This window comes from Ferruginibacter sp. (assembly GCF_028288465.1).
Taxonomy (GTDB): domain Bacteria; phylum Bacteroidota; class Bacteroidia; order Chitinophagales; family Chitinophagaceae; genus Ferruginibacter.
The window spans coordinates 172,806-185,588 of sequence record NZ_JAQBNR010000024.1 but is presented as its reverse complement, the minus strand read 5'-3'; the positions used below and the strand labels follow the sequence as shown (position 1 = coordinate 185,588).

Here is a 12,783-nt window from a genome sequence, read left to right as displayed (position 1 = left end):
GTAAAAAAGCAGTTCACCATGAGCTGCTTTTTTTATTGCATTATACCATTTAAAAAATACATGCAGTAATGGGCATGTGTGAATTTAATAATAACGTATCTTCCATTTTACCTGTAAAAATAAAATATGCTTATGAGAAAAAATAATATTGCAGCAGTTGTATTAATGCTGTTATTGAATTGCACTTTGGACGCCTCGGCACAAGCAGACAGTATTGCTGCTACAATTCCGCAAAAATTTATTACAAAGCATAGTATTAAAATCGATAACAAACTAATCAGTTATACGGCTGTTGCCGGAACATTGACTTTAAAAAATGAAAAAGATGAACTGATAGCCTCTATCGGTTACACCGCTTATACCAAAGATGGTGAAACAGATAACAGCAAAAGGCCGGTAACATTTTCGTATAACGGCGGACCTGGTTCTTCTTCGATGTGGCTGCACATGGGTATTATGGGACCAAGAAGAGTAGTTGTAAACGACCCATCGCCAAATGGCCCTGCCCCATACAAAATAGAAGATAATAATTATTCCATTTTAGACGTGTCAGATGTGGTGATGATTGATCCTGTCGGTACGGGCCTGAGCCGTGCCATTGGCAAGGCTAAAAACACAGATTTTTGGGGAGTAGATGCAGACATCAAATCAATCAGCCAGTTTATTAAAGATTATGTTCACCAAAACGAGCGGTGGAACTCGCCAAAATATTTATTGGGTGAAAGTTATGGTACATTCCGTTCTGCAGGAGTTGCAGATTATCTGCAGGAAAATTTCGGTATTTCAGTAAATGGTGTTGTGCTTGTATCCAGTGTTTTAGATATACGTACACTATCATTTCAACCCACTGATGATCTTCCATTTATCGTTAATTTGCCTACCTATGCAGCGACTGCCTGGTACCATAATAAATTAGCTAATAAGCCTGCGAACCTGCAGCTGTTTTTAAAAGAAGTAAGAACTTTCGCCACCGGCGATTATGCTTCGGCATTGTTACAAGGAGATGCGCTGACCGTTGAGGAAAGAAATAAAATAATAGACAAACTAGTTGGGTATACAGGCCTCAGTAAAGATTACCTGGAAAAGGCAAACATGAGGGTAGTTCAGCCACAATTTTCGCAGGAACTGTTACGCGGAACACGGGAAGTCGCAGGTCGTTTAGATTCCCGCTATAAGGGGATTGCCCAGGATGAATTGGGTGAATACGCTTTTTATGATCCGCAATCATCCGACATCAGCCCGGCTTTTATTTCAGCCTTTATGAACTATTATACCACTGAGTTAAAGGTAAGTAAGGATAAAGTGTACAATACCGGGGCATATGCATTTCCGGATTTTAAATGGGACTGGAAACATGCACGCAGCAACGGTTTTTTTGGCGACGCAGCTACTCCTAATACTGCACCTGATTTAAAGAATGCTATGTCAAGTAATCCAAAAATGAAAATATTGGTGTTAAATGGTTTGTATGATCTGGCAACCCCATTTGCCGGTACAGAATATACTTTCGATCACATGGGCTTGAACAAAAAAATCAGGAGCAACATTTCCATGAAATATTATGAGGCGGGGCACATGATGTACATTTTGAATTCAGCTGCTGCTGCATTTAAAAAAGATGTGGCTGAATTTATTACCGGATCTTCAAAATAATTACTGCTTTAATGCTGTAGCAATAAAAAAGTGTACTAACTGATGTCATTTTTGTTTTCGCTGTACTTTCTCCATTTTTCAATTACGGCCAGCATATCATCCGGTAAATAACTTTCAAACAGCATTGGCTGTTTGGAAGTTGGGTGTATAAAGCCCAGTTCCTTTGCATGCAAAGCCTGGCGTTGGCACAGCGCAAAACAATTGTCTACAAACTGTTTGTACTTGCTGAAAATGGTACCTTTTACAATTTTATCGCCGCCGTAAAAATCATCATTAAATAAAGGATGACCAATGTACTGCATGTGTACACGTATCTGGTGTGTGCGACCTGTTTCAAGCCTGCACTCAACCAGCGTAACGTAATTAAAACGTTCCAGCACTTTGTAATGGGTTACGGCTTCTTTGCCATGTTCCCCTTCCGGGTAGGTGGTGAATAATTTTCTAAAACGCTGATGCCGTCCAACATGGCCGCGGATGGTTCCTTCATTCTCTTCAAAGTCTCCCCAAACCAGGGCTATATAACGGCGGTGAACGGTATGATTAAAGAACTGTTTAGCCAGGTCAGTCATTGCTTTAGGCGTTTTAGCCAATACCAGCAGCCCGGTTGTATTTTTATCTATCCTGTGTACCATTCCAAAACGGGGTAACCCATTTTCTTCCAGCTTAGGATTTTGTTGTTTTAAATAATAGGCTACGCCATTGATTAACGTACCGCTCGGGTTGCCGCTGCCGGGGTGTACCACCATACCGGCTGGTTTGTTGATGAGTAATACATCATCATCTTCAAAAACGATATTTAACGGTATATTTTCAGGGATGATATCATTGCTGTCGGGATGCCGGTTATCGAAAACAACAATTTTATCGTAGGGCCTTACTTTATAATTGGCCTTTACTGGTTTATCATTCACCAGCACCATCTCGTTGTCAATACCTTGTTGTATTTTATTGCGGGTAGCACCTTCAATACGATGCATCAAAAATTTATCAATGCGAAGTGCTTCCTGGCCTTTTGGGATATCAATCACCAGTCGTTCATACAATTCTTCACTTTCCTGCAAGTCATCTTCTACAGCTATTTCGTTGCTCATTTTTATTTTATTAAACTCATTTTATATAATGGACAATTGAGAATCGAGTGCCATCGATATCCAACCATCTGACAAATAGTTCTTTTTCAGCAGTTATTCACAGTCTTGAATATTTAAACACTCAATACCTGGCACCAAATACTAATCCTGCATTCAATTAACTTTGCAAAATAAACTAATTACATTGACTAAGCAGATAGTATTGTTTAAAGACCTGGGTTTAACCGATTACCAGTCGGCATGGGATTACCAGGAAAAGCTGTTTCAGGAAAATGTACATATAAAGGCGGTAATAAGGAATAGGGAAATGGGAGCACCTGGGTTGGTTGCCGAAAATATTAGCCTGCTTAAGGAGTCTGTCGCAGATACTAAACCCGAAACGCAACATTATTTTCTCATCTGCGAACACCTGCCGGTACTGACCTTAGGAAAAAGTGGCCATGTTGAAAATATTTTGATCAGCGAACCGGAGATGAAGAAGCGGGGCATACAATACTATAAGACAAACAGGGGCGGGGATATCACTTTTCACGGGCCCGGACAAATTGTAGGGTATCCCATTCTCGATCTCGAGAAATTTTATACAGATATTGGCAAATACCTAAGGGCGTTGGAAGAAGTAATTATACTTACCATGCAGGAGTACGGTTTAAAAGGCGAACGCAGTAAAGGCGAGACGGGGGTATGGATGGATGCAGGCATAGCGGGTAAAGAAAGGAAAATTTGCGCCATGGGCGTGCGCTGCAGCCGCTGGATAACCATGCATGGATTTGCGTTGAATGTAAATACAGACCTCTCTTATTTTGACACCATAATTCCCTGCGGAATAGAAAACAAAAAGGTTACTTCCCTTCAAAAAGAACTCTATAGAACTTTAAATTACGAAGAGGTTAAGCAAAAAGTTAAAGCCAATTTTGAAATTGTGTTTGGCGTTGAATTGCAATAATGATTATTGAGGCTCGGTCATGATGGGCCTTTTTGTTTCAGGTGGTGGCGGCCCAACCCAGCCATCTTTCGCAATATAGAACTTGTATTTCTCCAGTAAAATACCATCATCATATAAATGATAGTAAAACCAGCCAGTGTGTAAAAAATTTACTTTTTCTACAATAAGGTAAGATTCTTTTATATTTTTTATCTCAAATACCAGCTTGTCTTTTTCGTCAAAAAAATACAGAGAAAATTTTTCTTTGTCTGCATCGGGCAGGCTTACAATGAGATTGTTTTCCCTGTTGGCATAAATGAATTTACTCGGTACAAATCCCGTTGGAGGCTTGGGTTTGAAAAATTTTTTTGTCGGAGGCAAGAGATCTTCACCCGGGTTTGATATATCTGGTTTTTCCTGAGCAGGCTGTAAGGCTACAGGAGTTGTAAAGTCCATTACGTTTTTTTGGTATTCAGTATTTTGTCTTACTACACTGGCCGTGTCGATTTGTTTCGGAAGCTCAATAACAGGTTTCTGTGAACGTGAAAAAATATAAGTGCCTCCTTCAAATGCTACAAATACGCGATAGAACATACTAGGATTGGGGGCTTTACCATCCACATATCCATTTTCTTTATTCAGGGGATTGAGCACTGTTCCGATAGTTGTAAAATTTTTAATACTATCGGCTGAGCGCTGGATATTGATATTGGCGATTTTAACGCCATAATTATTTTTCCAACTGATGATTATTTGATTGCTGATATTTTTTACGGAGATGCGGGGCAGTGTATCCTGGGCAAGACAATGCCCGGCAAAGGCAGCAATGATAATAAAGGACAACAAAAATTTGCGCATAATTTACTTTGAACGCGGAAACAGTTTTTTTGTTTTAAACACAAAGATAGTAAGCCATTAAAACATATCAGAAAATTAACGTGCCAGCTCGCAATGACGAGTTGCCCTGCAAACCACCTGTGTGAAGACAAACAATTTTACTCCCCTCCGGGAATACATTTTTCTCAACACTATCCAATACGGCAAACATCATTTTTGCAGTGTAAACAAAGTCAGTCGGTATGTTATTTTCTTCGTAAAATGTATTCATAAAGTGCAATAAGGCAGGTGTTTTTTTTGCATACCCGCCAAAATGATAATCGTTCAGCAATGTGGCCGTATTGGGTGTTCCGGTTAAGTAAGCAATTCTTTTATCAATGTCTGTCATTCCTTTTAATACAGGAACTCCAACTATTTGCTGTTTTTTTTTTGCACCTTTCATTAATCCGGCCAGCGTAGTTGCTGTACCCAATGCCGTGCATATATGGGTCGTATCTTCTTCAATCAGCTGTGTTATCAAAGCCGCGCCGGCAGCACCTTTTGCATGATAACCCCCTTCCGGAACCAGTGTAAAATTTTTCCACTCTTCCTGAAACTGGTTCATAGAATTATCTGCTTGTCTGTTACTGTATTCTGCCCTTGATAAAAAATGCAACTTCATTCCATATTGTATACAGGCCTGTAAGGTTGGCGATAATTTGTCTGGTTTTTCTCCACGTACCAGGCCAATGCTTTTTAATCCGGCGGCTGTACATGCAAAAGCCGTTGCTAAAAGGTGATTGGAATAAGCACCTCCAAACGTGACAAGGCCTTGTTGAGAAGAAGCCAACGCATCCTGCAAAAAATAATGGAGTTTAAAGAGTTTATTGCCAGATGCGACAGGATGAATTTTATCTAACCTCAATACAGATACACTTATGTTTTTTCTGATCAAACAATCGTTTTCAACAATATCAACAGAAATTTTTGCAGTGTCAAACAGCATTTTATTCACCTATTAGTTTATTTTCGCATCGCAATATAATTCAATGTTTCAATGTTAATTCTAAGTACTCATAACTGATATTGAGACAATTCCTAAACATCCTGTTATAAGCAGGAACAAACTAGTTACAAAATGAAACCAACTCTTGTGGTATTAGCAGCGGGTATGGCCAGCCGCTATGGTAGTATGAAACAGGTACAGGGTTTTGGCCCAAGCGGCGAAACCATCATGGAATATTCGATTTACGATGCCATCCGGGCAGGATTTGGCAAAGTAGTCTTTATTATCCGCGAAGAATTTTTGGATATGTTTAAAGAAAATTTTGCAACTAAATTGAAAGGGAAAATTGAGGTTGAATTTGCCTTCCAGGAATTATCGAAATTTACCGGCAACAGGCAAATTCCGGAAGAAAGAAAAAAGCCATGGGGTACAGCTCATGCCGTGCTCTGCTGCAAGGGAATAGTAAAAGAACCTTTCGCAGTCATTAATGCAGATGATTTTTATGGCCGGGATGGCTTTGAGAAAGCATACCAATTTTTAACTACGCAGGTTGCTGATAACAATTACGCTATTATAGGGTATGAGTTAAAGAAGACATTAAGTGACAACGGCAGTGTTAGCCGCGGCGTTTGCAATGTAGATTCAAACGGCAATCTGGTAGATATTAATGAGCGAACAAAAATCTATCGCAATGAGCAAGGCATCATTACTTATGAAGATGAAACTGGTTTACATGAAGTAAGTGAAGATTCCAGCGTAAGCATGAATTTCTTCGCATTCTCCCCCAACTTTATTACCCAAAGCGAGAATTATTTTGGTGAATTTTTAGACAGGGAGCTTCATAACCCTAAAGGCGAATTCTTTATTCCTTTGGTGGTAGATAAAGTGGTAAAAAATAAGGAAGGTGATGTAAAAGTAATACCTACCTCAGCACAATGGTTTGGAGTAACGTATAAAGAAGATGCACCTGAAGTAAAAGCCAGTGTTGATAAGTTGGTGGCGGATGGACAATATCCATCTAATTTATGGGCTTAATATCACAGCTGGTTGAAACTTGCTAAAGTAAAATAAAAGAAGCGGTCTATTACAAGACCGCTTCTTTTATTTTATGATTTTATATTTCTAATTACCAACCACCATATACACAAATTCTTCCATTTTTTTAACTTGCTGAACCCTGTCCAGGCCTTTCAAAGTTGTGTTGACGGGAGTTTTTAACTGATATTTTTCCTCTGGTTTTATTTTATCCAACAAATTAAAGATGTTCTTTGATTTAGCTGCATATACAACACCATCCGCTTTTGAATCCTTTGCGGTGATGATGCCTATAATCTCCCCGTTGCGATTGATGACGGGGCCGCCACTGTTTCCCGGATTGGCAGAAACGGTTAACTGGTACGAGGTGGTATCTCCATCACTTCCAGACTTCGCACTTACATATCCTTCGCCATACACAATCTCTTTCCGCGGAAACCCTAAAGTAAAAAACTGCTCACCTAAATCAGAATTGGACCTTTTAATGCTGTACGGTAAATTAGTCACAGCCCTGAAAGCAGTATCATTAATCTTCAAAATTGCAAGGTCAACATTATTGTCAGTATACACAGCGACCGCATTATAGTATTGTCCCTTTGTATTTTCAACATAAATATTTTTCATTTTACTTATTACATGGGCATTGGTAACGAGGTAACCTTTTCCATCTATTAAAAATCCTGAGCCCATAAAATCAACTTTTGGTTCAGGCTTTATTGGAATTGCAGGTAGTACATTTTTACTCTTCAATACAATTATTTCTTTGTTGGTCTTGGTAATCTCCTTTACCAGTTCGTAATAACTTTCGTTACCATATTTTTTGGTATAAGTAATAGTAAGCCCAAGGGTTAATAAAGAAATAAAGCCTGCAATAGACGCAGCCACAGCCATGCTTCGTTTATACTTGTTCCATAAACTGAGTACTTTGGCTTTGCCCTTTAGTGCAGGGGTTGCCATCAGTCCCTCGCTTGCCAGGTTGGATTCCACTTCCAGCAGGGTGTGTTTAAATGATTTGAGTGTACCATATTTATCCAGCCCCTGTAAAAAATAAGTATGTTCTACAACCAATTGATCCAGCTCTGCATTTTTTTTACGCAAATCTTCAAACACACTTTTTTCCTGCAGGTTCATTTCACCTGCCAGGTATCGCTCAACAGCTTCTAAAAGTAAAATATCTTCCATCTCAATTATGCGTTTTTATATTGTGCAAAAAATAGCTTCTTCAATCGTACCAAACATTTGTATTTCTGGGTTTTAGCATTATCAGCATTGGTATAGCCAAACTCACCGGCTATTTCCAGCATATTCTTTTTTTGCAGATAATAAGCGTCCAGCAAACTTTTGCAAGGCTCTCCAATTTTATTCATGGCATGTTCCATTAAAATAAAATCGTTGTTAACTTTTTCATGTTCTTCAATTTCCTCCTCTACAGCCACCGTTTCCTCCAGGTTTTCTACCTGTGTGCTGAATTTGCTCATTTGTTGCAAACGTTTCAACCATAAACGCCGGCAAATTGAATACAGGTATGTTTTAAGCTGGCAACTCAGTAAAAATGATGACAATTTTGCCTTTTCATATAATACTACCATCGCCTCCTGAAAAATATCCCTTGCGTCATCTGCCGAACCATTGTTGTTGAGTACAAAACTTTGAATCATTGAATAATTCTGGCGATAAATAGTTTCGATAGACTTTTTATCGTTTTCGGCTAATCCCTTTAATAATAATTGATCGTGTTCTATAGTACTCACCCGGCTTATATTAATACGTTACTGGCTGCAATAGTAACCCAAAGCAACGAAAAAAAAGATTTTAAAAAAAGTCGGGTTACCTTTTTTACCAACCTGTATTAACCGTTATAAATAAACAAATTAAAACTCAAAAAATGAAAAAAGTACTTTTTGTATTAGCAATCGCTGCATCTTTTACGGCTTGTAATAGCTCAACTGAAACACCTGCAACAACTTCTATTGATTCTGCAAAGACTGCTGATTCAATTAAAGCTGCTATGCCAGCAATGGATACTGCTGCTAAGAAAATGGATTCTGCTGCTGCAAAGATGGACACTGCCGCAAAGAAAATGGATTCAGTTAAAGTAAAGAAATAATTATCTGACCGGTTTATTGCTTGTAAAATACCGGTTTTATATAAAGATTTTCATATGGCAAGCAATCGTTAAAGTCGCCCCTATTCTTAGGGGCGTCTACTTTTATAGCCATTATAACCGGTTCATGATAAATATAATTAAAGCAATCAACTGCTTTGGTGACATTTTTTCAACGTATCATTATATTTTTTGCAAAATTATTGGCTGATTCAAAATATTGATCTACTTTCGATTTTCAAATGACAACAGCTACAACTTACACCCGATTTTATTTTAGCTTCTATTTTAAAAATAGACCGGGAGTCTTTTGTTAAGCACTGAAAACAATTAAAACAGATTAACATAAAAAGAATCCCGGCTAAAAAGGTCGGGATTTTTGTTTATAAGCCATCTGGGCAAATTTAAAAATTAACAGTAAATGGGTGAGCCGCACAATGCAGTTAACGGAAATGAGGTAGTTGAACGTAGTACACAACGAAAGGTGTCTATCCAGGGATTTGAAGGATGTTTTCACCAGGAAGCTGCAAGAATTTTTTTTGGCAACTCGGTTGAAGTGATCTGCTGCTCCACTTTCAAGGAAGTAATAGAGATAGCCGGCAATAAAAGGAAGAGCGATGGCGGTGTAATGGCCATAGAAAATTCTATTGCGGGAAGTATATTACCCAATTATAATTTGCTGCAAAAAAGTAACCTCACCATTGTTGGCGAAGTTTATTTACAGATTAACCAGCATTTGATGGTAAACCCTGGTGTTGAGTTAGGCGATATCAGAGAAGTGCATTCTCATCCAATGGCTATTCAGCAATGTTTTGGATTTTTAGATAAATACAATTGGAAACTTGTTGAAAAAGAAGATACGGCACTAAGCGCCAAACAGGTTCATCAGCACAGAAGCAAGCATGTGGCTGCCATTGCAAGTAAACTGGCCGCAGAAATTTATGATCTTAGTATTATAGCCCCAAACATTCATACGTTAAAAAATAATTACACCCGATTTTTAATACTGCAAAAAGCGGGCGAGGCAGAAGCAATACCTGGTGCTGACAAGGCTTCTATCAATTTTCATACAGACCATTCAAAAGGCAGTTTAGCCAGGGTATTAACCAATATTGCCGATGCTGGCATTAACCTCAGCAAATTGCAGTCTTTCCCAATACCTGGCAGCGATTTTAAATATTCCTTTCATGCGGATGTTGAGTTCGATACAGTAGAACAATTTTATAACCTGATCAAAAAAATTGAACCGATTACAGAAGAAGTAAAAATATATGGTATCTATAAAAATGGAAAAGCTGTTCCTTTGCCTTCGCAAAGCCAGAAAATAAAACAAAAGTAAAGGCATAAAATACAGGCAATTTTTTTTAGTGTTAAAGAACAAAGCATGAGCAAAGAAACGATTTCGACCCAAACAACAACAGCAAATGCCGTTGCGCCAGTCACCAGTGAAGTAATTGAAATGACTGTTGCAAAAAGGCTGGAAGGTATTGGTGAATATTATTTTTCTCAAAAACTAAGAGAAATAGATGACTTAAATAAAGCAGGTAAGCAGGTAATTAACCTGGGAATAGGCAGCCCTGATCTGCCCCCTCATCCTGATGTAATAAAAACATTGCATGAAGAAGCTGTTAAGCCGGGCCAACATGGTTACCAGAATTATAAAGGCAGCCCTGTGTTAAGAAAGGCAGTTGCTGAATGGTATAAAAGGTGGTACAACGTTGTACTGGATGCCGATACAGAAATACTGCCGCTGATAGGCAGTAAGGAGGGTATCATGCACATTTGTATGACGTATTTAAATCCGGGTGATACTGTTTTAATACCTAATCCCGGGTATCCTACTTACATGAGCGCTGCAAAGATTGCCGGGGCTAACGTGGAAGCATATACGCTTACAAAAGAAAATAACTGGTACCCTGACTTTTCGGCACTGGAAAAAACAGACTTACAAAAAGTAAAGCTGATGTTTGTAAACTATCCTCAAATGCCAACCGGTCAATTACCATCACAGGATTTATTTATGCAATTGGTTGCCTTTGCAAAAAAACACCACATTTTATTGGTGCATGATAATCCATACAGCTTTATCTTAAATGATACGCCGGCGAGCTTGCTAAGTGTTGAAGGGGCTTTGGACGTTGCAATAGAACTGAACAGCTTGAGCAAATCTCATAATATGGCAGGGTGGAGGATAGGCATACTTGCCGGTGCCCGGCAAAGAATAAATGAAGTATTACGGTTTAAAAGTAATATGGATAGCGGTATGTTTTTGCCCCTGCAGCTGGCAGCAGCAAAGGCATTGCAATTGCCCGCCAGTTTTCACAAAGAAGTAAATGCGGTCTACAGTGGAAGAAGAAGAAAAGTAGTTGATCTGTTGAATTTACTGCAATGCACATTCGACGAGAGCCAGGTGGGTTTATTTATGTGGGCAGCCATTCCGCAAGGATATAAAGACGGATATGCATTAAGCGATAAAGTGTTGTACGAATCAAATGTATTTATAACTCCGGGGGGCATCTTTGGAAGTGCGGGGAATGGTTATATAAGAATCAGTTTATGCAGCAGTGAAGAAAAAATAACAGATGCAATTGAGCGCATTAAAAAAATAGGTTTGCAAAAATAAAAGGCTGCAATAAATTAAGATTGTTTATACAATGGAAGATAAAGAATTGATGAATACAAATATTCAGGCCACCAATGGACAGGCTTTACAACCGTTTGTTGGCGAGGCTAAAACAGATGTTGTTACTATTGTGGGCGTGGGCTTAATAAGCGGTTCCTTTGCATTGGCCATGAAGGAAAAAGGATTCGCAAAAAAAATAATTGGTGTAAGTAGAACGGCGGCCAGTTTAGAAAAGGCAAAAGCATTGGGTATTATCGATGAAGCCCTGCCGCTGGAAGAAGCTGTAAAACAAAGTGATTTTATTTATGTAGCAATTCCGGTAGATGCAACAGTTGTAGTAATGAAACAAATAATGGATTTGATTACTGGAAATCAGATGGTCGCAGATGCAGGGTCAACCAAATTTGCATTGTGTGATTCGTTAAAAGGTCATCCTATGCGGCACCGCTTTATAGCTACGCATCCTATGTGGGGTACGGAGTATAGTGGGCCGGAAGCCGCAGTGAGAGGTGCTTTTGAAGGAAGAGCCTGTGTAATTTGTGAAAAAGAACAAACGGATGAAAGCGTTGTAAACGCTGTTGAAAATATTTACAGGGCATTGGGCATGAACATCGTTTATATGGATGCGCACAGTCATGATATACATGCGGCCTACATCAGTCATATCTCACATATCACTTCTTTTGCGTTGGCCAATACAGTATTAGAAAAAGAAAAGGAAGATGAAGCAATTTTTGCACTGGCAGGCGGTGGTTTTGAAAGTACGGTGCGCTTGGCAAAAAGTAATTCGGCCATGTGGGCACCCATCTTTATGCAGAACAGGGAAAACGTATTGGATGTGTTGAATGAACATATTACGCAGTTAAGAAAATTTAAGGCAAGCCTGGAAAAAGAAAATATCGAATACCTGACTGAGCTGATGGAAAATGCAAATAAGATAAAAAGAATTTTTCAATAGTTTTTTGTGATGATTTTTAGAGAAGCGCAAAAGGATGATATAAAGCAACTGATGGAAGTGAGGCTTGCGGTAAAGGAAAATACATTGAGCAACCCGTCATTGGTAACGGAGGCCGATTATTATAATTATTTGTTTAATCGTGGCAAAGGCTGGGTTTGTATGGTACAAGACCGGGTGGCTGGTTTTTCCATTGTGGACTTGACAGAGAAAAATGTTTGGGCATTGTTTGTTCATCCGGATTTTGCAGCAAAAGGGATCGGAAAAAAATTACATGATTGTATGTTGCACTGGTATTTTGGTCAGGAGCAGGATGACATTTGGTTGGGTACAACTCCCAATACAAGAGCTGCAAAATTTTATGCACTGCAGGGCTGGAAAGAAACAGGATTGCACGGAACTAAAGAAATAAAATTTGAATTGAGTTTTAAAGATTGGAAGATCCGGCAGGCCGGAAGTTGAATCAGCGATAAGCAGAGTTACTATTATGGGAGAATGGTATTAATGAGGGAGGACACAAAGGGTATTGACTGTGAATTGACGGAGTTTACGATAAAAGAGAATGGTTACAATTA

13 protein-coding genes are annotated in these 12,783 nt (G+C 38.9%); 8 read left to right on the top strand and 5 right to left on the bottom strand.

The window, feature by feature from the left end:
• Positions 1-132 precede the first annotated feature (132 nt).
• Positions 133-1,653 carry a S10 family peptidase gene (locus JWR61_RS12750; protein ID WP_301928165.1) on the top strand — a complete coding sequence of 507 codons (1,521 nt, stop codon included), beginning with the start codon at positions 133-135 and terminating at the stop codon, positions 1,651-1,653.
• Positions 1,654-1,688: 35 nt separating this feature from the next.
• Here JWR61_RS12750 and JWR61_RS12745 read toward each other — a convergent pair whose 3' ends face one another.
• On the bottom strand, positions 1,689-2,744 hold the full coding sequence (locus tag JWR61_RS12745; RefSeq protein WP_301928164.1) for an RluA family pseudouridine synthase: 1,056 nt from the start codon (positions 2,742-2,744) through the stop codon (positions 1,689-1,691).
• A 184-nt stretch (positions 2,745-2,928) separates the two neighbouring features.
• On the opposite strand from JWR61_RS12745, the gene lipB reads away from it, so the two are divergent.
• Positions 2,929-3,690, top strand: a complete 762-nt coding sequence (gene lipB, locus JWR61_RS12740) for a lipoyl(octanoyl) transferase LipB (RefSeq protein ID WP_301928163.1) — start codon at positions 2,929-2,931, stop codon at positions 3,688-3,690.
• Positions 3,691-3,693: 3 nt separating this feature from the next.
• On the opposite strand, the gene JWR61_RS12735 is transcribed toward lipB, so the two are convergent.
• Both JWR61_RS12735 and JWR61_RS12730 read right to left on the bottom strand, forming a co-directional pair.
• Complete coding sequence (locus JWR61_RS12735) at positions 3,694-4,527, bottom strand: hypothetical protein (protein WP_301928162.1); 834 nt, start codon at positions 4,525-4,527, stop codon at positions 3,694-3,696.
• A gap of 67 nt (positions 4,528-4,594) precedes the next feature.
• Positions 4,595-5,491, bottom strand: coding sequence for a 1-aminocyclopropane-1-carboxylate deaminase/D-cysteine desulfhydrase (locus tag JWR61_RS12730; RefSeq protein ID WP_301928161.1), 897 nt, complete (start codon positions 5,489-5,491; stop codon positions 4,595-4,597).
• Positions 5,492-5,623: 132 nt separating this feature from the next.
• Here JWR61_RS12730 and JWR61_RS12725 point away from each other — a divergent pair, with 132 nt between their 5' ends.
• A complete protein-coding gene (locus JWR61_RS12725) occupies positions 5,624-6,526 on the top strand; it encodes a sugar phosphate nucleotidyltransferase (RefSeq protein WP_301928160.1) in 903 nt (300 codons plus the stop codon).
• An 87-nt stretch (positions 6,527-6,613) separates the two neighbouring features.
• Here JWR61_RS12725 and JWR61_RS12720 read toward each other — a convergent pair whose 3' ends face one another.
• Together JWR61_RS12720 and JWR61_RS12715 are read right to left on the bottom strand one after the other, a co-directional pair.
• Positions 6,614-7,708 (bottom strand): S1C family serine protease, encoded by a 1,095-nt coding sequence (locus JWR61_RS12720; protein ID WP_301928159.1) that lies wholly within the window; start codon positions 7,706-7,708, stop codon positions 6,614-6,616.
• A 5-nt stretch (positions 7,709-7,713) separates the two neighbouring features.
• Positions 7,714-8,277 carry an RNA polymerase sigma factor gene (locus JWR61_RS12715; protein ID WP_290336167.1) on the bottom strand — a complete coding sequence of 188 codons (564 nt, stop codon included), beginning with the start codon at positions 8,275-8,277 and terminating at the stop codon, positions 7,714-7,716.
• A gap of 134 nt (positions 8,278-8,411) precedes the next feature.
• Here JWR61_RS12715 and JWR61_RS12710 point away from each other — a divergent pair, with 134 nt between their 5' ends.
• From JWR61_RS12710 to JWR61_RS12690, 5 genes are all read left to right on the top strand, one after another.
• Positions 8,412-8,633: a hypothetical protein gene (locus JWR61_RS12710; protein WP_290336166.1), complete on the top strand. Its 222-nt coding sequence runs from the start codon at positions 8,412-8,414 to the stop codon at positions 8,631-8,633.
• Between the two features lie 418 nt (positions 8,634-9,051).
• Positions 9,052-9,969: a prephenate dehydratase gene (locus JWR61_RS12705; RefSeq protein WP_301928158.1), complete on the top strand. Its 918-nt coding sequence runs from the start codon at positions 9,052-9,054 to the stop codon at positions 9,967-9,969.
• Positions 9,970-10,014: 45 nt separating this feature from the next.
• A complete protein-coding gene (locus JWR61_RS12700) occupies positions 10,015-11,253 on the top strand; it encodes a pyridoxal phosphate-dependent aminotransferase (RefSeq protein ID WP_301928157.1) in 1,239 nt (412 codons plus the stop codon).
• A gap of 31 nt (positions 11,254-11,284) precedes the next feature.
• On the top strand, positions 11,285-12,211 hold the full coding sequence (locus JWR61_RS12695) for a prephenate dehydrogenase (RefSeq protein ID WP_301928156.1): 927 nt from the start codon (positions 11,285-11,287) through the stop codon (positions 12,209-12,211).
• A gap of 9 nt (positions 12,212-12,220) precedes the next feature.
• Entirely contained in the window at positions 12,221-12,670 is a 450-nt protein-coding gene (locus tag JWR61_RS12690) for a GNAT family N-acetyltransferase (RefSeq protein ID WP_301928217.1), read from the top strand.
• The last annotated feature ends 113 nt before the right edge of the window (positions 12,671-12,783 follow it).

Coding starts and splice junctions, on each gene's coding strand:
- JWR61_RS12745 (WP_301928164.1), bottom strand. CDS start 2,744: ATGAGCAACGAAATAGCTGTAGAAGATGACTTGCAGGAAAGTGAAGAA.
- JWR61_RS12720 (WP_301928159.1), bottom strand. CDS start 7,708: ATGGAAGATATTTTACTTTTAGAAGCTGTTGAGCGATACCTGGCAGGT.
- JWR61_RS12730 (WP_301928161.1), bottom strand. CDS start 5,491: ATGCTGTTTGACACTGCAAAAATTTCTGTTGATATTGTTGAAAACGAT.
- JWR61_RS12700 (WP_301928157.1), top strand. CDS start 10,015: ATGAGCAAAGAAACGATTTCGACCCAAACAACAACAGCAAATGCCGTT.
- JWR61_RS12710 (WP_290336166.1), top strand. CDS start 8,412: ATGAAAAAAGTACTTTTTGTATTAGCAATCGCTGCATCTTTTACGGCT.
- JWR61_RS12705 (WP_301928158.1), top strand. CDS start 9,052: ATGGGTGAGCCGCACAATGCAGTTAACGGAAATGAGGTAGTTGAACGT.
- JWR61_RS12695 (WP_301928156.1), top strand. CDS start 11,285: ATGGAAGATAAAGAATTGATGAATACAAATATTCAGGCCACCAATGGA.
- JWR61_RS12735 (WP_301928162.1), bottom strand. CDS start 4,527: ATGCGCAAATTTTTGTTGTCCTTTATTATCATTGCTGCCTTTGCCGGG.
- JWR61_RS12750 (WP_301928165.1), top strand. CDS start 133: ATGAGAAAAAATAATATTGCAGCAGTTGTATTAATGCTGTTATTGAAT.
- JWR61_RS12690 (WP_301928217.1), top strand. CDS start 12,221: ATGATTTTTAGAGAAGCGCAAAAGGATGATATAAAGCAACTGATGGAA.
- JWR61_RS12725 (WP_301928160.1), top strand. CDS start 5,624: ATGAAACCAACTCTTGTGGTATTAGCAGCGGGTATGGCCAGCCGCTAT.